The 22,141-nt window shown below is 36.4% G+C and carries 19 protein-coding genes; 7 read left to right on the plus strand and 12 right to left on the minus strand.

The genetic code is table 11. The features are described 5' to 3' along the window. Positions 1 to 11: 11 nt before the first annotated feature. The 12 genes from ACOCEA_RS16065 to ACOCEA_RS16120 form a co-directional block, all read right to left on the minus strand. Positions 12 to 1,415, minus strand: coding sequence for a tetratricopeptide repeat protein (locus ACOCEA_RS16065; protein ID WP_420757288.1), 1,404 nt, complete (start codon positions 1,413 to 1,415; stop codon positions 12 to 14). Between the two features lie 97 nt (positions 1,416 to 1,512). Then, positions 1,513 to 2,694 carry an aspartate aminotransferase family protein gene (locus tag ACOCEA_RS16070; protein WP_420757289.1) on the minus strand — a complete coding sequence of 394 codons (1,182 nt, stop codon included), beginning with the start codon at positions 2,692 to 2,694 and terminating at the stop codon, positions 1,513 to 1,515. 109 nt (positions 2,695 to 2,803) lie between these two features. Further along, entirely contained in the window at positions 2,804 to 4,489 is a 1,686-nt protein-coding gene (locus tag ACOCEA_RS16075) for an OstA-like protein (RefSeq protein ID WP_420757290.1), read from the minus strand. Between the two features lie 70 nt (positions 4,490 to 4,559). Next, positions 4,560 to 5,564 (minus strand): ThuA domain-containing protein, encoded by a 1,005-nt coding sequence (locus ACOCEA_RS16080; RefSeq protein WP_420757291.1) that lies wholly within the window; start codon positions 5,562 to 5,564, stop codon positions 4,560 to 4,562. 18 nt (positions 5,565 to 5,582) lie between these two features. Further along, the gene (locus ACOCEA_RS16085; protein WP_420757292.1) at positions 5,583 to 8,735 is read right to left on the minus strand and encodes a PVC-type heme-binding CxxCH protein; all 3,153 of its coding nucleotides are present in this window, start codon (positions 8,733 to 8,735) and stop codon (positions 5,583 to 5,585) included. Positions 8,736 to 8,859: 124 nt separating this feature from the next. After that, on the minus strand, positions 8,860 to 10,293 hold the full coding sequence (locus ACOCEA_RS16090; RefSeq protein WP_420757293.1) for a Gfo/Idh/MocA family protein: 1,434 nt from the start codon (positions 10,291 to 10,293) through the stop codon (positions 8,860 to 8,862). A 13-nt stretch (positions 10,294 to 10,306) separates the two neighbouring features. After that, on the minus strand, positions 10,307 to 11,098 hold the full coding sequence (locus ACOCEA_RS16095; RefSeq protein WP_420757294.1) for a 3-keto-disaccharide hydrolase: 792 nt from the start codon (positions 11,096 to 11,098) through the stop codon (positions 10,307 to 10,309). 113 nt (positions 11,099 to 11,211) lie between these two features. Then, a complete protein-coding gene (locus ACOCEA_RS16100) occupies positions 11,212 to 12,483 on the minus strand; it encodes an adenylosuccinate synthase (protein WP_420757295.1) in 1,272 nt (423 codons plus the stop codon). Positions 12,484 to 12,504: 21 nt separating this feature from the next. Further along, the gene (locus ACOCEA_RS16105; protein WP_420757296.1) at positions 12,505 to 12,960 is read right to left on the minus strand and encodes a Fur family transcriptional regulator; all 456 of its coding nucleotides are present in this window, start codon (positions 12,958 to 12,960) and stop codon (positions 12,505 to 12,507) included. 48 nt (positions 12,961 to 13,008) lie between these two features. Further along, a complete protein-coding gene (locus ACOCEA_RS16110) occupies positions 13,009 to 15,213 on the minus strand; it encodes a RelA/SpoT family protein (RefSeq protein ID WP_420757297.1) in 2,205 nt (734 codons plus the stop codon). A 44-nt stretch (positions 15,214 to 15,257) separates the two neighbouring features. After that, positions 15,258 to 16,535 (minus strand): M48 family metallopeptidase, encoded by a 1,278-nt coding sequence (locus tag ACOCEA_RS16115; protein WP_420757298.1) that lies wholly within the window; start codon positions 16,533 to 16,535, stop codon positions 15,258 to 15,260. Positions 16,536 to 16,540: 5 nt separating this feature from the next. Beyond that, positions 16,541 to 17,350: a TrmH family RNA methyltransferase gene (locus ACOCEA_RS16120; protein ID WP_420757299.1), complete on the minus strand. Its 810-nt coding sequence runs from the start codon at positions 17,348 to 17,350 to the stop codon at positions 16,541 to 16,543. A gap of 188 nt (positions 17,351 to 17,538) precedes the next feature. Here ACOCEA_RS16120 and ACOCEA_RS16125 point away from each other — a divergent pair, with 188 nt between their 5' ends. From ACOCEA_RS16125 to ACOCEA_RS16155, 7 genes are read left to right on the plus strand one after another with little or no spacing between them, the layout of a single operon-like run. Next, the gene (locus tag ACOCEA_RS16125) at positions 17,539 to 17,781 is read left to right on the plus strand and encodes a MoaD/ThiS family protein (protein ID WP_420757300.1); all 243 of its coding nucleotides are present in this window, start codon (positions 17,539 to 17,541) and stop codon (positions 17,779 to 17,781) included. After that, the gene (locus ACOCEA_RS16130; protein WP_420757301.1) at positions 17,781 to 18,197 is read left to right on the plus strand and encodes a molybdenum cofactor biosynthesis protein MoaE; all 417 of its coding nucleotides are present in this window, start codon (positions 17,781 to 17,783) and stop codon (positions 18,195 to 18,197) included. Before ACOCEA_RS16125 ends, ACOCEA_RS16130 begins: the two co-directional genes overlap by 1 nt. Positions 18,198 to 18,257: 60 nt before the next feature. Continuing rightward, on the plus strand, positions 18,258 to 19,241 hold the full coding sequence (gene moaA / locus ACOCEA_RS16135) for a GTP 3',8-cyclase MoaA (RefSeq protein WP_420757302.1): 984 nt from the start codon (positions 18,258 to 18,260) through the stop codon (positions 19,239 to 19,241). Then, positions 19,241 to 19,714 (plus strand): cyclic pyranopterin monophosphate synthase MoaC, encoded by a 474-nt coding sequence (gene moaC, locus ACOCEA_RS16140; protein WP_420757303.1) that lies wholly within the window; start codon positions 19,241 to 19,243, stop codon positions 19,712 to 19,714. Before moaA ends, moaC begins: the two co-directional genes overlap by 1 nt. Next, entirely contained in the window at positions 19,698 to 20,288 is a 591-nt protein-coding gene (mobA, locus tag ACOCEA_RS16145; RefSeq protein ID WP_420757304.1) for a molybdenum cofactor guanylyltransferase, read from the plus strand. Before moaC ends, mobA begins: the two co-directional genes overlap by 17 nt. After that, positions 20,285 to 21,358, plus strand: a complete 1,074-nt coding sequence (moeB, locus tag ACOCEA_RS16150) for a molybdopterin-synthase adenylyltransferase MoeB (protein ID WP_420757305.1) — start codon at positions 20,285 to 20,287, stop codon at positions 21,356 to 21,358. The genes mobA and moeB overlap by 4 nt, the downstream gene beginning before the upstream one ends. Next, on the plus strand, positions 21,342 to 22,118 hold the full coding sequence (locus tag ACOCEA_RS16155) for a sulfite exporter TauE/SafE family protein (RefSeq protein ID WP_420757306.1): 777 nt from the start codon (positions 21,342 to 21,344) through the stop codon (positions 22,116 to 22,118). Before moeB ends, ACOCEA_RS16155 begins: the two co-directional genes overlap by 17 nt. Positions 22,119 to 22,141 lie beyond the last annotated feature (23 nt).

Here is a 22,141-nt window from a genome sequence, read left to right on the forward strand (position 1 = left end):
TTTACGAAGGCTTAGTATCCTTTTTTCGTTTCGCTTAAAAACGTTTTTACCCAATCAGAATTAGCATATTCAGGAAATTGTGATTTGAATAATTCTAATTCTTTTTGGTCTTTATCTAATTTTAAAACGTCTAAAAGAACAATACGGGCGTTGATGTAATCTCCTAAATGAAGTAAAAAACCGGCAGTTTTATACAGGATGTCAATGTTTTCTGGATAAAATTGTTTGCCTTGTTCTAAAATTTGAATGGCTCCTACAAGATCCCCGTTAGTCTTTGCCACGTTGGCCCAATCAATCCACGTATTCAACTCAAAATTACCGAGGTCCACCGCCTGTTTAAAAGCAAAATCCGCTTGATCATAATTTTTAAGGGCGAGATTTATTTTAGCACATTTTTTCCAGTATAACGGATTCTCACTATCAATATTCAGTGCTTTGTTAATGTAGTATAAAGCCTTATCATAATTCTTGATTCGAAGATAAAAATTGGTGATGGCCAACCAGCCTTTGTCCAAAAGAGGGTCCTCATGTACCGTTTGATAAAAGTAATACTTGGCCATGTCATTATTCTTCAACTTTTCGTAACACTTTCCTATTCTTAAAAATGCATGGGATGTAGGATCTTCTATGGTAATTGTAGTCTCATAATTTTCTATAGCTTCTTTATACCTGCCCAATTTTTCTAAAACCTTACCTTTTTCAAAATAAGCACCTATGAAAGAATCGTCAGATATTATAGCAAAGTCAAAAGCGGTCAAGGCTTCATTGAACATTGATTTTTCATAATACTGTTTACCTAATTGATGCCAGGCAACCTCACAATAAGGATTTTTTTCCAAGTATTGGTTTAGATAACCAATGGCACCATCAAAATCCTCTAAAAATTCAAAACAATAAATAACATTATAAAGGGAAGAGTAATCTTCGTTATCAAAATCAACACAACGCATAAAACTTTCCTTGGCCAATTTAAAATCATCCATGAACAGATATTCCATCCCTAAAAGTGAATAAATATCAAATGTGTCGGAGGTAAGGTCCAAAGCCTTTTGTAACAATGCTACTGCAGCTTCATGGTTGTCTTTTTTTGAATAGATATTGGCACGCTGTATCAATATTTCCTCATTATGGGCATCTACTAGCTGTAGCTCGTCCAATAACTTTTCAGCAGTAGCCAAATTATTTTCGAAAACCATAACTTCCACATGTAACAACTTAAGCTCTATAGAGCCAGGGTGTTGCTGTAACCCTATTTTTATACCTTTTTTTGCTAAAGATATTTTACCGTTGTTTAGATAATGATGGATGATATCTTCAAAATCTTCCGCATCAAAGAAATAGACGTCATCGGTCTTTAACATGGATTCAAACTTGGTAATGGGCTGGTCCGGTCTTTCGTTAGATTCTAACGCCATAGTAACGTTTTGGTTAAACTATGTAAATAAAAGTAAGCTTTTGCCCTTCTATTTAGTTTGGGGTTAACGCTATATTATTAACAAATTAGTTAACAGGTTATTGTTGTGATTGGTCCAATAATTTGAGAATCAGTGTGCAACCAGCTATAATTTCCTCTTTTGAAATGGTTAATGGAGGGGTTATTCTTACCGCTTTTTTTTCAAATAAAAGCCAAAATAAGATTAAGCAGTTGTCCTTTGCCCGTAATATCAATTCATTGGCTATTTCTTCGGTTTCCATTATAAGCGCGAGCATAAGTCCTTTACCTCTGATTTCTTTGATTTTTGGATGGATTAGTAGGCTTCTGAACAATTTTTCCTTTTCTAAGGTATCCTTCATCAAAGAGCTGTCCAATATTTCTTTTAAGGTTGCCAAACAAGCCGCGGCAATAACAGGGTTGCCGCCAAAAGTGGTAATATGACCAAGTTTTGGGCTCTCTTGTAAGGAATCCATTATTTCTTTACTAGAGACAAATGCTCCAACTGGAAGTCCTGAGGCCATACCTTTGCCAACCACTAATATATCTGGTGTGCAATTATAATGTTCAAATGCAAATAATTTACCGGTTCTCCCAAAACCGGGCTGAATTTCATCTAGGATCAATAGCGCGCCTGCCTTGGTACAACGGTTTCTTATCTTTTCCAAAAACCCATTTTTTGGCTCTATAAAACCAGCTCCACCTTGAATAGTTTCCAGTATGACACAAGCTGTTTTGTCCGTAATTCTATCCAATTCATTTTCGTTATTAAATTGAATAAAGGAAACATCCGGGAGTAAGGGTCTAAATGCGCTTTTACGTTCTTCGTATCCCATGAGGCTTAAGCTTCCCATAGTGTTTCCATGATAGGCAAATTTGGCCGATATTATTTCTGACCTACCAGTATATCTACGAGCAAGTTTGATGGCCCCCTCTATACCTTCGGTACCAGAGTTTACCAAATATGTTGTTTCTAGGGACTTGGGGAGATGTTTGGCCAATAGCTTTGTATATTCCACGGCAGGCGACTGCACATATTCCCCATAAACCATTACGTGCATATATTTTTGCGCTTGTTCCTGAACTGCGGCCACTACCTTTGGGTGACAATGGCCAAGACTACATACAGAAACGCCAGCAACCAAATCTAAATGTGCATTTCCCTCAATATCATAAATATAACTTCCTTTGGCATGTGATATTTCTATGCCTAATGGGTATGGCGAGGTCTGTGCTTGGTATTTTAGAAAATCATTTTGCATAAAACAACTGCTTTACTCGATAATCGAGATTTTAAATGCTCCCGACGCTTGCGTTACTATGTTTATTTTACTTTCTTTTAAAGGTTATGTGGGCTTGTCACAGGAGTATTTATTTCTTAGGTTTTTGGGGATTCCTTGGATCTGTTGCTTTATTATTGGGGGCTTGGTTAATGGGGTCACTTTCATTTTTATTGCGTTCCGCCTCCTCTGCATCAATATCAATAGGGTTGTCAATTCCCCTAATTACTACCAATTCAAGATTGTTGTCATCTTCATCAAAAATATCTTCCTTTGTAACTATTCGCTCGTCACCTCGCCAAACAAAGCCTTTGAGAATCCTACTGTTTTCTGGCAGTTCTTTTTCAGGAAATATGGTACCATCAGGCATGGTGTAAAATGTTAGATCCTCTACATCGTTGTTGGCCATGGTTATGCGAATGGAACTACAAATTGTCTTATCTATTCCGATAAGTTCATCATCATCGTTATACATGTAATAAATTACCTCGGTATTCTGTACGAGGTCAATTATTTTTAATTCATTCTCGATAAATTGACCATATAAATTAATGCCTTTTGCTTGGTTGTAACCCTTCATACTAATACTGTCCAAAGAAATGATAAAAGCATTTTCCAATACCTTCAACGAATCTAGTTTTTCCGTTTCAAGATTAGATATAAGATGAATACTATCACCCGTCATTTGGTTGGCACCATTCCATAAAATTGGGTTGCGTATGAGTTGGGTTATACCGGTTTTTTCTTCAGAATGGATGGAATCACATTTTCCGCTAAGGTCTTTTTTATAGAATTTCGCATTCCTAAAAGCCCTTAATATCCTATCCTCAGGTTTGCCAGTTACCATTAATGTATCCCCATGGACATATAACGAATCTTTTTCTTGAACGGAAATAGAAACAGCTCTTCTGGTAGCGAAAACGGAATCCTTAGCTTTGAAAACCTCGGCATAATGGGCCCTGATAATACCATTGTTTATAGTGTCTGTAACCGTAATATTATTAGTGGCAGAGGCAAATTCATCAGCCTTATTAAAATAAACGCTATCACCTTCAATGATACGGTTGTTGTAATCTATTCGAGTATTTTTAATACCGTAACCACTTTCTATTTTTGTGTCGTAAAACCCTCTTTCACAGTATATCTTGTATGATTCGCCAAGTATAGTGGATGGGCCATACATATATGCGTTTTTAGAAGTTTGATAATAATCTAACTGTTCGGAATCAACGGTGTATTTTGGATTGTCTATATGAACACTATTTAAAAACTGATATTTTTTCAATTCCATGAAGTACCTTCCAATTTTACTTGTTAGGGTATTTGCGGAATCGATGACTGTTCCTTGATCTTGGTAGAAAGCTTCTTGTTTTATTCTATCTAATCGTAAAGTATCTGTTTTTAAGGTCATGTCTGCATTGGTCAAAATTACTTCTCCCCATGCTTTTGCCAGTTTGGTATCGCCTAAGTAATTAATTTTTTTGGCGGTCATTTCAATGGAATCCCCTTGCTTAAGTATTACGTTACCAATAGCTTCTAAGCGGTTTTCACGTTGAAAAAAAATGGCTACATCACACCATAAATCTGCCCCTTGGTGCTCAAACTGAACTTGTCTTTCATCCTTACTAAATATTGAGGCGCCAGGATATTCTTTCTCATTTTTAGTGAAGTTAGCCCCATAGACAATGTTAATCTGTTTTGGTTCCTCTGGTTCTGCTTGACCGAATATGGGTTGAATGAATAGTAGCAGGATTATTCCTAAAACTGTGTTATGCAAGACTGAATTTTTTTCAAAAATAGGATTTTTTAAAGCAGCTACACTTTAGTTTAGGAATCTTTTAGTAGTACTAGTTAATAGGTGTTGGTTTCATATTTTGTTTATAACGCATTCCGAATCCAGAATTATTAGGTTCATATGGTGTATCCAAATCAACATTAACTCCATTTTCTGGTATTTGATTTTCTTTGCCAAGTGCCCAGAAAATTCCATGTACGGCTATTTTTCTAACTTCTTCCAATTTGAAATCATATGGATGTCCCAAGGTTGTAAAAAATACTCTGGCCGATATTCCAGACTCACCGGTAAATGATTTGGTCCACGCAACTGGATTGGTCAAGGGAAACTTATCTAGATTACCATCCATTTCATGTTGTGATTTGGTTGAGTGGCCTTCAAGTATGGGTTTGCTGTCTCCATGTAACTTCCAATCCCCACCATCTACATGATATAACCAAGAATAGGCGTCAATAGGTTTAAACCCCTTTAGAATTGGGTTGTTCTCTTCGCCAGCAATAGAGGTAACTTTAGTGACGGGAAATTTGCCATCGTCAAAATGGCCATGGTGGGTAATCCACTGCTGACCAAAAACTTCTGTAGGCCATTTGTTATTGTAGGTTTCTGCCAGAATAGAGTCATTTTTGTACATAAAAGCGTGTGTAGAGGTCCTAAATCCTACCATGGGTTTACCTGAATTGGCATAATTGGTAATGAATTTACGCTCATGGTCTGGCAAATTTCTAAATCGTGTAAACATGACCATTACATCCGCTGTTTCCAAGGCTTCCAATCCTGCGATATGGTCCGTTCTATTTGGGTCGATAATTCCTGTAGAATCTAGGGCATAGCAAACGGTAACTTTTGCACCTAATTCTCGTTTTGCCAATCTGGCAAGCATTGGCATAGATTCTTCAGATCTATATTCTTCATCTCCGGTTACAAAAACAATATGAATTGGTTTGTCGTTTGTTTCGTTGATAGGTTTACTTTCCTTTTTTTCTGTACCACAGGCCATAAAAAGTAAGCTTATGATACCCACAGTACATTTTATGAACCCAACTTTAATGTTTTTCATTATTTGTATCTATTATTGTTACATTGGATGTTCTTCCAATAGTTCTTTCGGTGTGTAAAAGGTATTACGATCTTTGGTTTCATCACGGATCTCTTTTACTTTTTCGGGATTTATTACCGATGCTTTATTGCCAAATGCGTTTCTTACATACGTTAGGACTGCCGCTATTTCATCATCATTTAAAAGCCCTTTGAAAGCCATCATGGGTACTTGGCCTTCATAATGATTTCCCATGATATCCATTGGTCCATACAAACCATGGAGTGCCAGTTTTACAAGTCGGTCTTCATTGCCTGTTACCCATTCTTGACCAACTAAAGTGGGATAACCTGCTTTTTGTAATCCGGAACCACTTTCTTGGTGGCAAGTGATACAATACCCCTCGGTTTCGTATATTTTTTTTCCTTTTTTAAACTTTTCAAGATCATCACCCTTTAAGTGGGTCGCCAATACTTTTTCATCATCTTTCTCTAAAAAGTTATTGTTTAGCCTAGTTTCTGCAAAATTGAAAGCGTCTTTCATCCATTCATCTAAAGGGTGTGCACGTGCAACATCCAATATAGCCATACCTTCTTCTTTTGGAAGCCATGAAGCAGCTGTAATTGCCTCTAAACGAACGCGGCCATGATTGTCCGCTGCAGCTGTTTTTAATAATACTAGTGAGTTCTGTAATTGATGCCCCATATAACGAACAACTCTTACCGCTGCGGCACGTACTCTATGGTCTTTAGATGCGAGTAAATCCTCCAAAAGTACTTGGTCTACCTTATTTAGCCCCCAAGTAACCCAAAGGGCCTCTAATTTATGGTGGTCATATTTCGGATCTTGTTCATCTAACCTGGCAACCCAAGCTGTTACCGCACTTAATATTTCAGATTGGTTGCGTCCCCTTAATTCCCTTCGTGTTCTATACCTGCTTCTATACTCAGGTAGTTTTAGGTTCTCTAAAAGTTGAGGTATGCTGGCGCCATCTATTTTTGCTGGTGTAACCAAGGGTCTAGACGGATATGTGATCCTGTAAATTCTACCATGCACATGATCACGCAATGGATCACGGGCATTATGCTGCATGTGCCCTATCAATACGTTGTGCCAGTCTACTACATATAATGACCCATCAGGGGCAAACTCCATTTCCACGGGTCTGAAATTAGTGTCTGTGCTGGTAATTAGATCTTGTCTATGTTTAGAGGTATATCCTGTTCCGTTTTCCATCATTTGATGTTGTTTTAGGCCTAGAAACCCAATGGAGTTAGCTAACAACATATCTCCTTGTACCTCATCTGGGAAATGACGGCTGGAGACAAATTCCATTCCAGATGTTGGTCTAACACGATGTGCTTCCTCAATTAACTCTTCAGTAAGAGGAGAAAATACACCATATATTGGTTTTAGGGAGCTGGGCATCATCCAATTTACCTTTGGACCCGAAGTGTGCAAGAAAAAATCTTGCCCCCATTCATCAAAAGCTATTCCCCAGGGATTGGGAATAGCAACCTGTAGCGTTCGTTCCAGTTTTTTTCTATTTGGGCTATATCTGTAAAATCCACCGTTGGTAGCCCTTACCGGTCCATATGATGTTTCAACATTGGTATGTAGAAAAATGCCTTCAGACATATAAAAGGCTCCTGAAGGATCTGCACAAAATGCAGAAATTGCATGGTGGGTATCATGATCATCAAAACCACTTAATACAATTTCAACTTTATCTGCTTTGTCATCACCATCTGTATCTGTAAATAACTTTAGATTGGTGCCTTGGCTAACATATACACCTTCTGGTGCGAACTCAAAACCAATAGGCAAATGTAAATTTTCTGTAAAAACGGTTTGTTTGTCAGCTTTACCGTCATTATTGGTATCCTCTAAAATGAGCAATTTGTCGTTTGGTTTAGGGTCTCCTGGCTTATAATGTGGATAGGAGGGAAGTGTTGCCACCCATAGTCTTCCCTTATTATCAAAAGATATCTGGGCCGGGTTGGCTAGGTCAGGGAATTCTTTTTCCGATGCAAATAAATCAACCTTGTAGCCTTTAGGTACCGTTAAGGTAGATATTGCTTCTTCACCGTATTTATAATGCATTAATTCCTCTTTATCGCCTAAATTATAATTGGTTTCGACAGGGGGCAAGGAAAGCGTGTTCAAATCTGCATTGGCAACATCATATTTTTTGTTTTGTAACATAGACCAAATAGCAGTGTCCCTTATTTGTGTCATTTCCCTTATTTTCTGAATCTCATAAGGATAATTATCTGGTCCGTAAGGCGCATGTCTTCTACCATAAACATGAACTCCATTCGGTATTTTAAAATCGTTATGCCAATAAAAGTTTTTCTCTTTTACAGCCTCAACCAAAGTATTTTTATTACTTCTTTTGGTAGCTGGGATGCCAGTTAGGTTTTCGGCTAGATATTCGGCAAATTTTTGATATCCATGTTCATTCAATTGAGAACCATCAATAGTGTAATCTTCCTTTTCTTCATACCAATTTAAGGATGGTGTAAAAACATCTATAAATGAGACTTGGTTTGCCTCACATATACTTTTCATGCCTTGGGTATACAATTTAAGATTCGCATTTTCTTTTACACCATCGGGGAGGTCCATTTTATTCGAAAGGTTTTCAAAAGCAATTGGAGAGACTACAACAAGTTGTGGAGAAGAGCTACCATTGTATTTTTGTTTTTTCGTATGATGGATAAAAGCCTCTAGTTCTGATTTAAAGTTAGCTAGTCCAGCTTCACCTTCAAAGGATTCGTTAAATCCAAAAAATGCTAATATAATGTCCGATTTTAATGTGGCAAGCCATTCATCCGGCGTTGGGAAAAAACCTTCACTTCCAGAATCCTTTGCTAATTCTGTTTGAAATTTTTCTGCGCCAGGAAAGGCCCAAGGTGTATTTCTAGATGAGTGTGGCCTAAAACCGGGAGTGTTGCCCCCATCACACATATTTCTAATAAACAATGAATCGTTAGGAAATCGTAAATGCATTTCTGTTTCAAAGAAACCATAATTTTGCATTCTAGAACCCAGATTGTTGCCAATTAGCGTAATGCTATTATTTGGTGTAATCGTAACTATGGCCTCTTTTTTTTCTGTGCACGAAAGGAGAATAAAAATGAGGATAAACGTCCAATATTTTTGGATATAGGATTTGAATAGGAATTTCATAATGAAGTCGATTTATTAACTTTGATAAATGCCTTTTAAATATAGGTATAAAAAAGCCACTTTAAAGTGGCTTTTTTAATTTGTAATAAATTTTAGTGTAATCCCTACAATTAAAAAAACACTATTAAAATTCTCGATAATCACCTGCCAAGAAAACGTTGGCTTCTTCTTCTGCGAATTTTGCATTTTCACTATCCCAGTGTAAAGTCTTATTTGGGAACCTACCGGCAATGACACCTAATAATATAGTCTCGGTTAGTTTTGATGCATAAGAAAATGGTGCACTTGTTGCTCCTTTGCCTAGACAAGCATCAACAAACTGGTGGTAATGCTTAGGGCCTTCGGACGCATAGTTTCTAATAGGTTTTCCCATATTGTTCGCTTTTTCCACAGTCTCTATTTCAGCGGAAATATCTACATATTTGCCATCTACAATTTTCTTAGGCAATTGCATAAAATGTGGCAACAATAACCTTCCTTTTTCACCAATGAACATGGCACCTTGCTCGGGTAATTCCCCTTCACCGGCTACTTTAGTTTCTAAAGATATCTTCTCCTTTACACTTGCTTCCTTATTTTCAGATGTATCTGCCATATCAGTAGATCTTTCGGCACCGGGTAGTGCAAGGTCTTCATGATCTTTTGGGGCACCTGGTCCATCATACCAAATCCATTTTAATCTATCCGCAGTTTGTTTGGTGCCAGGGAATTCATAGGTTACGATATTATTTTCTGGGAAGCCAAAACCATTGGGTTCCCTACATTCATTTTTAATGGTAAGAGGAACATCTAATTCCAAAGCATTGTATGGTGTGTCAAAAATATGAACTCCCATGTCGCCTAAAGTACCACAACCGTAATCTACTAATTTCCTCCAATTACCGGGATGGTACACACCTTCTTTATAAGGTCTTCTGGCAGAGGTACCCAACCATAGGTTCCAGTCTAGACTTTCCGGGACCTTGTCCTCACCTTCCGGTACCGGACCATCATAACCCCAATTTTTAGGGGACCACGCGTGAACGGTATGTACTTTGCCAATTATACCAGATTGTATAAGTAAGGTGGCTAATTTGTAATCGTAGAATGAATGTACTTGAATCCCCATTTGGGTAACAAGCCCTTTTTCATTTGCCAGCTTGTTCATGGCCCTAGCTTCAGAAACATAGTGCGTAAGTGGTTTTTGGCAATAAACGGGTTTGTCCATTTCCATGGCCATTATAGATGCTGGGGCATGGGTATGGTCTGGAGTAGAGACAATTACCGCATCTATTTCATTAGACATTTCCTTTAACATTACCCTATAATCTGAATAGGTTTTAGCCTTGGGGTGTAATTTTTTGGCTGCTGCCAGGTTATTGGCGTCTACGTCACATAAGGCAGTTACGTCCACTTTGGCATGTGATGAGATATCACGCAAATCTTCCCCACCCATATTACCCACACCGATATGTGCGGTTCGCAATCTTTTTTTTGGTGTAAATGCCCAAGCCCCGGAAGGTAAAAGTGCGAAAGAAGAAAGTGCCGCAGCGTTCTTTAAGAAATCCCTTTTGTTCATCTTGAAATTGATTTTATAATTTTTTGATTTTAATGTTTCTAAACCATATTGGACTAGAATGATCCTGTAATCCTATATAGCCTGTTTTATACTTTCCGTAATCCACGCTATTTTTCCATTTGTCAGAGTTTTTTCGCTCATACCAATCGTCTGACCACGGTACAAAAGATACTATTTTTTTACCGTTTAACCAGTGTTCTACCTGTTCAGGGGTGAAAATAATTCGCGTAGTGTTCCATTCACCAACGGGGTATAGTATTTTACCATTGGGATCAGCTGCATGCATGGCATAGTCAGAACCTGTTTGTTGCAGAGGTTTTAATTCCTCTGGTTTGTCTGTATAGCCAAGACTAAGGTTGTACTCTGTTAAATCATGTATGCTCGCATAATTCTCATCATCTATTAATTGATATTCTGGAGATACTTGGGGTGGGGAATCATACCCTTCTTTCAAATGATAAAAAATTCCACTGTTACCACCCTCTGGTATTTTCCATTCTAGATAAAGTTCAAAGTTTTCAAACTCTTCAGCTCCATATATAATATCAATGCCGCCAGTATAGTCCTGTTCTTTTCCTAATTCTGTATCAAAAGTTAATTCTCCATTTTTAACTACCCAGCCAGGTGGTAATTTATCACCATTATAAGCCCGCCACCCTTCCGTGCTTGTTCCATCAAATAAGGTAATCCATTCTTTTTCACCAGGAGAACCTTCATTTTCTGTAATGTTGTTCTTTTTATCTGTTTTGCACGCTACAAGTAAAGTAATCATCAAAGTAACTGTAAGTGCTGTGGGGAGTCTCATTATATATTGGTTTTGGTTTAATACAACTGTTTTAAGCCATTCAATATACTAAAAAAAGAGCGGCGATAGAAATTCTATCGCCGCTCAATTATTATAATTTTATTTAAAATTTTTTATCTAAGAATAGTTTGAGTCCTATCTGGACCAACAGATACTATCTTTATTGGCACTTCTAATTCTTTTTCAAGAAAATCTATATAATCATTTAATGCTTTTGGCAATTGATCAGCTGAATCCATTTTTGTTAGATCTTCGGCCCAACCATTCATTTCAGTATAAATTGGAGTCACGTTTTCTGCCTCAATATTATAAGGTAAATGCTCAATTTTATCCCCTTTGTAATTATATGCGGTACAAACTTTTAGTTTTTTAAATCCACTTAAGACGTCACCTTTCATCATCATTAATTCAGTTACGCCATTTACCCTTACGGCATATTTTAGAGCAACCAAGTCTAGCCAACCACATCTTCTTGGTCTTCCTGTTGTAGCTCCAAATTCATTGCCAACTCGACCCATGGTTTCACCATCTTCATCAAAAAGCTCAGTAGGGAACGGCCCACTTCCAACGCGCGTTGTATAGGCTTTAAAAATACCTTTTACCTCACCAATTTGGTTTGGTGCCACACCTAATCCAGTACATGCACCAGCGGCTGTTGTATTGGAAGAAGTCACAAAAGGATAGGTTCCAAAATCAATATCCAACAAAGAACCTTGTGCGCCTTCTGCCAATATTTTTTTGCCAGATTTTTGTGCTTGGTATAAATATTCCTCACTATCTATAAAAGTTAGTTTTTTAAGAGATTCAACCGATTTGAAGAAATCTGCCTCCAACTCTGCCAAATTATATTCTATATCCACATTATAAAAGCTGATCATGGCTTCATGTTTATTGGCTAGGTTACGGTATTTTTCCTTCCAATCGCTTAATTCCAGATCACCAACGCGCATTCCGTTACGACCTGTCTTGTCCATATATGTAGGGCCAATACCTTTTAGGGTAGATCCAATTTTGGCTTTACCTTTTGAGGCCTCCGAAGCAGCATCTAATAAACGATGTGTAGGTAGTATTAAATGTGCCTTTCTTGATATTAATAGTTTAGCATTTATATCAAGGTTGAATTTTTTTAGGGCATCTAGTTCCTTTTCAAAAATCACCGGATCAATCACAACACCGTTTCCAACAACATTTACCGCGTTTTTATGAAAAATACCTGAGGGTATTGTGTGTAAAACATGTTTTATGCCGTCAAATTCCAAGGTATGTCCGGCATTGGGACCACCTTGAAAACGTGCAATTATGTCGTAATTTTCAGTTAATACATCAACAATTTTTCCTTTTCCTTCGTCACCCCATTGCAGGCCTAACAATAAATCTACTGCCATTTAAATAAAATATATACTTGGTTAATCGTTCGTGTTTTCTGTTTTGTTTTTTGTACCGTAAAAGTAAAGAGAGTGTGTATTGATTTTTATGTCAAAAACTTCTTCTATGGTCTTTTTAATGGATTGTATACGAGGGTCACAAAACTCCATAACCTCGCCTGTATCCGTTAGGATTACATGATCATGCTGACGGTCAAAGTATGATTTTTCGTATTGCGCCTGATTTTTGCCAAACTGATGCTTACGAACCAATTTACATTCCAGTAATAATTCAATTGTGTTGTACAGGGTAGCCCTACTTACGCGATATTTCTTATTCTTCATATTAATATAAAGTGACTCTATATCAAAATGCTCATCGCTTTCATAAATCTCTTGAAGAATTGCGTACCGTTCAGGTGTTTTTCTATGTCCTTTTTCCTCTAAAAAGGTTGTAAAAACGTTTTTTACAATTTCCTGATTTTTATCCGAAGCCATATATGCTACATTAATGTGCAAATGTACAGTTAAATTTCAATTTCTTTTCTAAAGTCGGACTACTTTGTCAATACCGTTTATTTGTTTAAGGTTATCGGTTAATTTTTTAAGTATGGTTTGGTTTTTTACAACAACGGTAATTTTACCAGTAAATGTACCGCCATCTGTGCTAAAATTTAGATTTCGCATGTTCACGTGCATATTGTCAGAGATAATCTCCGTTATTTCACTAACCAAACCTAAATTGTCAATACCTGTCATTTGTATGTCTGCCTTAAATTCCTCTTGTGAGGAATCTACCCATTTTGCACTTATTATTCTATAAGCATAGTTGGATTGCAAGGAAATAGCATTGGGACAATTTTTCTTATGCACTTTTATACCTTCGGAAACACTTACAAATCCAAACACCTCATCACCAGGAATGGAATTACAACATTGGGCAAATTTATAATCCAGTTTTTCCTCTTCCTTACCAAAGACCAATAGGTCATATTTTGAGGTAATTTCTTCTTTATTTATGTCTTCAAGTACAGGAGATTTTCTCATTCTGTTCTTAAAAAAGCTAATAAAGGCATTGCTGTAAGATGAGGCAAAGTCTTTTAACATTTGATTGTCTATAGACCCCATACCCACACGATAAAATAAATCTAAACTTGTCTTAAGTTTAAAGTAGACTACCATTTTATTAATGGAATCCTCATTCAATGAAATTTTTTGGGATTTTAATTTACGTCTTAAAATCTCCTTGCCTTCTTCAGCAATGGATTTTTTCTCCTCCCTTAAAACCGACTTAATTTTAGCACGTGCTCTTGCCGTAGTGGCATAATCTAACCAGTTCTGATTAGGTTTTGCCTGGTCCGATGTTATGATTTCTACCTGATCACCACTACTTAAAGTGGTGTTTAACGGTACTAATTTACCATTAACTTTTGCACCTCTTGTGCGCATACCTACCTCTGTATGTATATTAAAGGCAAAATCTAAGGGAGTGGCACCTTTTGGCAAGGATTTTAACTCCCCTTTTGGCGTGAACACAAAAATTTCTTTTGAATATAAATTCAATTTAAATTCCTCAACAAAATCAACCGCATTGGTGTTGGCATTTTCCAGAGCTTCTTGTAATTTGTTCAACCACACCTCAATGCCTTGTTCTTTTTGATCACCATGCTTATATTTAAAGTGTGCGGCATATCCTTTTTCTGCAATTTCATGCATTCTTTCGCTTCTGATCTGTACTTCTACCCATTTCCCTTTTGGCCCCATTACGGTAATATGCAATGCTTCGTAACCAGTAGATTTTGGTGAGGAAATCCAATCCCTTAATCTAACAGGATTAGGGGTAAAGTGGTCTGTAACTATAGAATAGATTTTCCAGGCTAAGAATTTTTCGTTCTTGGCATCCGACTTGTAAATAATCCGAATGGCAAACTTGTCATAGATTTCATCAAAAGTTACGTTTTGCGCTTTCATTTTTCTACGCATGGAAAAGATAGATTTCATCCTTCCCTTAATGATATAGTTTAAGCCTTCTTTCTCTAAGGAATTATCAATTATACCAGAGAATGCGTCAATATACGCTTGTTGTTCTTCTTTGCTCTCCTCAATTTTACTTTTAATATCATGGTAAACCTCTGGCTCAGTATACTTAAGACTTAAGTCCTCTAACTCTGTTTTAATATTGTAAAGGCCTATTCTATGCGCAAGAGGTGCGTAGATATATAATGTTTCGGACGAGATTTTAACCTGTTTATGCTCTGGCATGGAATCCATGGTGAGCATATTATGGTATCGATCCGCTATTTTAATTATGATAACCCTAACATCATCATTTAACGTAAGTAACATCTTCCTAAAATTCTCCGCTTGTTGGGAGATGTTCATATCCTTTTTTAAGTGCGATATTTTAGTAAGTCCATCTACTATACGAGCCACCGTTTCACCAAATATTCTATCAATATCGTCTAAGGTATAAGCAGTATCCTCAACAACATCATGAAGAAGTGCCGATGCAATGGAAACCGCATCCAAACCAATTTCAGAGGCAACAATCTTGGCAACCGATATGGGATGAAAGATATAGGCCTCACCAGATTTTCTACGTTGGTCTTTATGCGCGTCTACAGCAACTTCAAATGCGCTACGTATAAGCTTTTTGTCATCATCTGTTAGGTTCTGATAACTAATACGGAGTAATTCTTTGTATTGCTGTGCAATAAGTTTGTTTTCTTCCTCTAATGTTATTTGTGTCATACTAGATTAAAGTTAGTATAATCCTAACTGTTGTACAACAAAAATTATGCCTTTAAATTTCTGATTCTATTGATCAGCGGGGGGTGCGAATAATTCATAAAAACATAAGCTGGATGGGGAGTAAGATTACTTAAACTATTTTTTGACAACTTTTTTAACGATGAGATTAAGGGCGATGCGGATAAGGTATATTTTGCGAAGTTGTCCGCTTGATATTCAAATTTTCTTGATATATAGTTCATTAACAGGCCAGTAAACTCAGAAATTGGACTGTAAAGTATTCCAAAACCAATTAATGCGGCATGGAAACTTGGTCTCTCTACACCAATCACCATGCTTATCGAAGGATTATTGATAAATAAAGATAAAAGAAAAAGCATAAACCCTGTTAATAGAACAGAGATGATGAGATTAAAAACAATATGGTTTTTCTTATAATGACCAATCTCATGGGCCAAGACTGCAACTATTTCCTCATCTTCTAAATCATTGATTAGTGTGTCGTATAACGTGACCCGCTTCTCTTTTCCAAAACCAGAAAAGTAAGCATTTGCTTTTGTAGATCTTTTAGAACCATTTATAACAAAGATGTTTTGAAGTTCAAATCCTACTTTTTTAGCATAGGATTCTATTTTCCACTTTAATTCACCATCTTCCAAAGGTGTTTGTTTGTTGAATAACGGTACAATTAACTTGCTATAAAAAAGATTCATGAACAAGATAAAAGCAGCAACTAAAATCCATGTGTACCACCAAAAATTTGTACCAGCCCATTGGTAGAATTTAAATACCAATGAAAGAATAATGCCTCCAATAACAATGATCATTGCCCAAGATTTAATTTTATCCAAAAAGAATGTTTTAACCGTTGTTTTATTAAAACCAAACTTTTCTTCAATAATAAAGGTTTGATAATAAGCAAGTGGCGTGCTTAATAGATCACTTCCTATCATAATTATTCCAAAGAACAACAGTGATTGTAACAATGGGGCTTCAAATGTGTTGGCAACATAATTGTCGACTTCTTTAAAACCTCCTAAAACTACAAAGCTTAGTATTAATACCAACGAAAATGTAGATGTTAATAATCCAAATCTATAATTTGTTTTTTTATATTGTTGTGATTTGTTATACTCCTCTGTATTATAAATATCTTGTAGCTCCTCAGGTATAGGGTCATTGAAACGTTTGGAATTTAAATAGTTCAGCACCGTGGCCAAAAGGTATTCACCTATTAAAATTGAAACTATACAAATAAAAATAAGTGGTTGATTACCCATAAAATTCAGTGGAATTAAAGACTTAAGATTCAAGTTTGCCATAGCGGCTAGATTGACTTTCGCTGTCTTTTAGCTTCAAATATAAGTATTGAAGCTGATACAGACACGTTCATGGAATCTATTGCACCTTCCATGGGAATGATAATATTTTGATTTGAATTGGACAACCATTCATCACTTAATCCAGTACTTTCCGTACCCACTACTATAGCTGAGGATTTTTTGAAATTTACATCAGTATAATCTTTGGAAGCGGATAGTGCCGCACAATATATTGCGATATTATTATTCTTTAAATAGCCGATAATTTCAGAAGTACTGGCAGTTACAATATTTCTTGAGAAAACACAGCCAACACTAGACCTAATAATATTAGGGTTGTATAGATCTGTCTTTGGATTCGCAATTACTACAGCATCTAAATTTGCAGCATCCGCTGTACGAAGTAAAGCACCAATATTCCCAGGTTTTTCAGGTGCCTCGGCAACTAAAATCAAAGGATTTTTGTTTACTGTCTTTAGGTTGGCGATATCATGTTCTTTTACTTTTGCAATGGCCACAATACCCTCAGTACTATCTCTATAAGCTATTTTTTGATAAACCTCTATAGAAACGGATATCAGCGAAACGGTTTCTTTAAGCTGTAATTTTTTTTTAATCTCTAAGATGTCAACCAATGTATCACAATATAACACCGTGTTTATTGTATAATTGGCTTTAAGGGCAATTTCCAACTCCCGTTTTCCCTCTAAAATAAACTGTCCGGTTTTCTTGCGCTCCCTGGACTTATCCCTAAGCAATAGGGCTTTTTTGATCAAAGGATTTTGAACACTGCTGATATGTTTTTTCAAATACATTGAAACAAAAATAGTCTAATCTGTCAACTATTTTTATCGCAATTGGTTTTATGAAATAGTTTTCGGTTTGGAAAGTAGTTATATGTGTGCAATTCTCTTTAATTTATCTTAAAAATACATCTTCAAATAGGATGTCCCTTTAACTTTTCCTAAATTGGATTTCTAAAAAAATACAAGTTTGTAAATTTATGGAAGTACTTTTTTTTGGAATTGCCAAAGATATTGTTGGGGCATCACAAATAGCTTTTACATCACCGACCAATTTACCTAGTTCTGTGGGTGCTTTAAAAAAGAATTTGATGGAAACCTATCCTGAATTTTCTAAACTAACATCTTTAGCAGTTGCCGTAAATAGTGAATATGCTACAGATGACGTACCTTTGACTAAGAACGATGAGGTGGCTATAATGCCACCAGTAAGCGGAGGATAATGAAAAAAATTATTGAAATAGTTGATGATATTGACTGTGGTTTGGCGTATGCCGAGTTGTCCGACCCTAAAAGTGGTGGAATATGTGTATTTATAGGTGCTGTTAGGGAATTTACAAATAACCAAGAAGTTATCGCTTTGGAGTTTGAAACCTATAAAACAATGGCCATTAAGGAAATGGACAAAATCGCAGAACAGGCTTTGGAGAAATGGTCGTTAAACAAGGTTTTGATAAAACATGCTGTTGGTAAAAAAGAAGTAGAGGAACCCGTTGTTATTGTAGGTGCATCCTCACCACATCGATCAGAATGTTTTGAGGCCTGTAGGTTTATGATTGATACCCTTAAAAACACCGTTCCTATTTGGAAAAAGGAAATTTTTAAGGATAAATCAGTATGGGTATCTGCCCATCCATAAAGTTCGGGTAGTTCTTAGGAGAAGCTTAAACATTTATTTTAAACTAGGATTAAATTATTTATGCTAATTGACAATCATAATAGAACCATAAATTACCTGCGGTTAGCCGTCACAGATCGTTGTAATCTACGTTGTAATTACTGTATGCCGTCAGAGGGTATCAACTTTGCTGAAAACAACAATTTATTTACGATTGATGAACTTTGTAGGTTGTCAGATATCTTAGTCTCACAGGGTATTGATAAAATAAGGATAACCGGTGGTGAACCATTTGTACGTAAGGACCTTATGGTGCTTTTACGATATTTGGCAGATCTTGAAGGTTTAAAAGATATATCGGTAACGACTAATGCCACTTTGGTGGGCCCTTATATTAATGAATTAAAGGAGCTTGGTATAAAAAATATTAATGTTAGTCTGGATGCTATTGATAGGGCTACTTTTGAACGCATAACTAGAAGGGACCAGTATGACACTGTGCATAATAACCTAATACGTTTAATTTCTGAAGGCTTTAATGTACGGATTAATTTTATTGCCTTGGATGGTCAGAATACGCAAGATATATTGCCCATATTGGATTTGGCAAAGCATTATAATGTATCTGTAAGGTATTTGGAAGAAATGCCGTTTAATGGTGGTTCTAAGTCTTTTCAGACCATTGCTTGGGATTACAAGAAAATATTGGAACATATTAAAGAGGCACATCCCAATTATTACAAATTGGACTCGCCAAAAACATCAACATCAATCAACTATAAAATCCCTGGCTATAAAGGCACTTTTGGTGTAATACCTAGTTTTAGTCGTACTTTTTGCGGTAGCTGCAACCGTTTGCGTATTTCGGCAACAGGAGATGTTATAACCTGTTTGTATGCCAAGGCAAGTGTCAATTTAAGGGAAATAATGCGTGGTCCAAATTCTGAAGAAAATATAAAATTGGAAGTATTGGATGCTATAGGAAAAAGGTCAAAAACAGGATTTGAAGCGCAAGAAAAATATAAGGGGGTGTTTTCAAATTCTATGACTTCAATTGGAGGATAATGGATCAAAAACTATCACATATAAATGCTGAGGGCAATGCAGAAATGGTAGATGTTTCCGAAAAAGTTGCGTCAACAAGAATGGCGGTTGCATCTGGGAGGGTACTTTTTCCCACAGCTGTTTTTAAATTATTGGCAGCCCAAGATTTTTTAGGAAAAAAGGGAAGCATAGTTCAAACAGCAGTAATTGCAGGTATTCAAGGGGTAAAGAAAACATCGGAATTAATTCCATTATGTCATCAATTAAACCTATCTAAAATTAATATTGAAATTATTCCGCAAAATAATGCCTTTGATATTCAATGTACCGTTAAATGTAATGAACGTACCGGTGTTGAGATGGAGGCCCTAACAGGGGTTACTGTTGCGGCGTTGACCATTTATGACATGTGTAAGGCATTGTCCCATAATATTGTAATCACAGAAGTTAAACTGGAGCAAAAAACAGGTGGTAAAAATGACTTCCAACGTTAAAATATTTGGTTTGGTCCTCTCTGGAGGCAAGAGTACACGTATGGGCCAGGATAAAGGCCTAATTACATACCATGGTGTTCCCCAACGTGAATATCTTTATCGGTTATTAGAATCGGTTTGTGATAAGGCGTTTTTAAGCATAAGGGACGACCAAGAGAACGAAGTAGCCAATTTTGATGTAATTGTTGATGAAAACAAATTCAAAGGGCCATATAATGGTCTGTTTTCTGCGCATAAAGCATATCCAGATGTGGCATGGTTAGTATTGGCTTGTGATTTGCCCTTAATGGATAAACAAGCAGTAGAGGAGTTGATTGCTCAAAGGGACAATACAAAAATGGCAACCGCTTTTGCCGATAAGGATAATCCACTACCAGAACCCTTATGTGCAATTTGGGAACCAATGTCATTTGAAGCTTCATCAACGTATTTGGAAGCCGGCAATGGTACCTGCCCACGTAAATTTCTTATTGATAATGACATTAAATTGGTGTTTCCGAAGAGGAAAGAAGTCTTGACCAATGCCAATTCACAATCGGATTATGAGAAGGTATTGCAAAAATTGGCAATATGAACCAAGAAAGATACCAAAGACAGGCCATCTTAAAGGGTTTTGGGGAAGAAGGTCAGGCTAAGTTAGCTAAGGCAAGTGTATTGGTTATTGGCGCTGGTGGTTTAGGAGTACCGGTATTGATGTATTTAAACGCTATGGGTGTGGGGACTTTGGGAATAGTAGATAATGATTCCGTTTCTATTTCTAATTTACACCGCCAGGTTATTTATACGGAAAAACAAGTTGGGCAATCTAAAGTGGCCGCAATCAAGGAAAAGCTAAAAGCACAAAATTCATCTACCTCAATTCATGTTTATCATACTTTTTTAAATACCTCCAATGCTTTGGAAATTATTGAAAAGTATGATTTGGTTGTGGATGCTTCTGATAATTTTCCTACTAGATATTTAGTGAACGATACTTGTGTTGTATTAAAAAAGCCCTTGGTGTATGGCGCGTTGCATGGATTTGAAGGCCAAGTGAGCGTTTTTAATTTCAATAATGGACCAACGTATCGTTGTTTGTACCCAACAATGCCAAAGCCTAATGAAGTGCCAAACTGCAATGAGCATGGTGTTTTAGGTATTTTGCCAGGCATTATCGGGAATCTACAGGCTTTGGAAGCTGTAAAGGTAATTGCTGGAATAGGGGATGTACTTTCTGGAATAGTATTGCTTTACGATGGACTTACACAGCGTGTACAAAGAATAAAGTTTGATGTGAAGCTAGAAAATTTAAATATACGAGCACTGGCTAAATCATATGATTTTCAATGCGATGTCCCTATAAAATCTGTAGAGGCAATTGCATTTAATCATATACTGGTAGATAATGATTTGGAATTGATAGATGTTCGTTCTAGAAAAGAATTTAAAAACAGTCATTTAAAAGGAGCCAAAAATATTCCTTTGGATCTTTTAAAAGATCATACCGATAGTATTGATTTGACCAAGCCAGTTTATCTTATTTGTCAATCAGGTATTAGAAGTCAAAAGGCAATACTTTTATTGCAAGAACTATTTCCAAAATCGGAATTTATTAATGTAGTTGGCGGTATGAACCAGATAAATTCCTATGCAAATACCCATTGAGAACTTGTTGCTCCTGTGTTTTGGTTTCTTTATCATAGCAACCTTGTATTCCTCAGTAGGATTTGGTGGGGGCTCTAGTTATTTGGCATTATTAACACTATTTCTTTCAAGTTTTTTTGTTATCCGTTCCATAGCTTTAGTTTGTAACCTTATTGTCGTTTCTGGCAGTACATACCTGTATTTTAAAAATGGGCATGCTAAACTAAAGGACTTTGTGCCATTTGTAATAACCAGCATTCCTTTGGCATTTATCGGCGCTTCATTTCGTTTAAAGGAAAATATATTCTTCGTTATTTTAGGTGTGTCATTACTATTATCAGCTTTGTTTTTGGCACTTCAGACATTTTCGGTTCAAACAACAAAACAAGAGACTAAACAGTATCCAAAATTTATCAGCTATTTGTTAGGTTCGGGTATTGGTTTTTTGTCAGGTCTTGTAGGTATTGGTGGTGGTATTTTCTTGGCACCCATACTAAATCATTTAAAATGGGACAAGGCTATTAAAATAGCAGCTTTAGCCAGTTTCTTTATTTTAGTCAATTCTATATCTGGCTTAGCTGGTCTGGTTTTGGCCGATTCGCTTAGTTTGCCTTGGGTAGAAACTATGTATTTAGTGATTGCCGTATTTTTTGGAGGTCAATTAGGTATTCGTATCAGTCTAAAAAAACTCTCTGCAAATAGTATTAAAAGGGTAACTGCACTGCTGGTTTTTATAGTCGGGATTAGGGTGCTTTTAGTAAATGGATTACAACTCCTATAATAAGGGTATATATAAAATTCAAT

This window comes from Maribacter luteocoastalis (assembly GCF_048890225.1).
In the GTDB taxonomy this organism is placed as follows: Bacteria; Bacteroidota; Bacteroidia; order Flavobacteriales; family Flavobacteriaceae; genus Maribacter; species Maribacter luteocoastalis.

Coding starts and splice junctions, on each gene's coding strand:
- ACOCEA_RS16065 (WP_420757288.1), bottom strand. CDS start 1,415: ATGGCGTTAGAATCTAACGAAAGACCGGACCAGCCCATTACCAAGTTT.
- ACOCEA_RS16070 (WP_420757289.1), bottom strand. CDS start 2,694: ATGCAAAATGATTTTCTAAAATACCAAGCACAGACCTCGCCATACCCA.
- ACOCEA_RS16080 (WP_420757291.1), bottom strand. CDS start 5,564: ATGAAAAACATTAAAGTTGGGTTCATAAAATGTACTGTGGGTATCATA.
- ACOCEA_RS16085 (WP_420757292.1), bottom strand. CDS start 8,735: ATGAAATTCCTATTCAAATCCTATATCCAAAAATATTGGACGTTTATC.
- ACOCEA_RS16090 (WP_420757293.1), bottom strand. CDS start 10,293: ATGAACAAAAGGGATTTCTTAAAGAACGCTGCGGCACTTTCTTCTTTC.
- ACOCEA_RS16095 (WP_420757294.1), bottom strand. CDS start 11,098: ATGAGACTCCCCACAGCACTTACAGTTACTTTGATGATTACTTTACTT.
- ACOCEA_RS16100 (WP_420757295.1), bottom strand. CDS start 12,483: ATGGCAGTAGATTTATTGTTAGGCCTGCAATGGGGTGACGAAGGAAAA.
- ACOCEA_RS16105 (WP_420757296.1), bottom strand. CDS start 12,960: ATGGCTTCGGATAAAAATCAGGAAATTGTAAAAAACGTTTTTACAACC.
- ACOCEA_RS16110 (WP_420757297.1), bottom strand. CDS start 15,213: ATGACACAAATAACATTAGAGGAAGAAAACAAACTTATTGCACAGCAA.
- ACOCEA_RS16115 (WP_420757298.1), bottom strand. CDS start 16,535: ATGGCAAACTTGAATCTTAAGTCTTTAATTCCACTGAATTTTATGGGT.
- ACOCEA_RS16120 (WP_420757299.1), bottom strand. CDS start 17,350: ATGTATTTGAAAAAACATATCAGCAGTGTTCAAAATCCTTTGATCAAA.
- ACOCEA_RS16125 (WP_420757300.1), top strand. CDS start 17,539: ATGGAAGTACTTTTTTTTGGAATTGCCAAAGATATTGTTGGGGCATCA.
- ACOCEA_RS16130 (WP_420757301.1), top strand. CDS start 17,781: ATGAAAAAAATTATTGAAATAGTTGATGATATTGACTGTGGTTTGGCG.
- moaA (WP_420757302.1), top strand. CDS start 18,258: ATGCTAATTGACAATCATAATAGAACCATAAATTACCTGCGGTTAGCC.
- moaC (WP_420757303.1), top strand. CDS start 19,241: ATGGATCAAAAACTATCACATATAAATGCTGAGGGCAATGCAGAAATG.
- mobA (WP_420757304.1), top strand. CDS start 19,698: ATGACTTCCAACGTTAAAATATTTGGTTTGGTCCTCTCTGGAGGCAAG.
- moeB (WP_420757305.1), top strand. CDS start 20,285: ATGAACCAAGAAAGATACCAAAGACAGGCCATCTTAAAGGGTTTTGGG.
- ACOCEA_RS16155 (WP_420757306.1), top strand. CDS start 21,342: ATGCAAATACCCATTGAGAACTTGTTGCTCCTGTGTTTTGGTTTCTTT.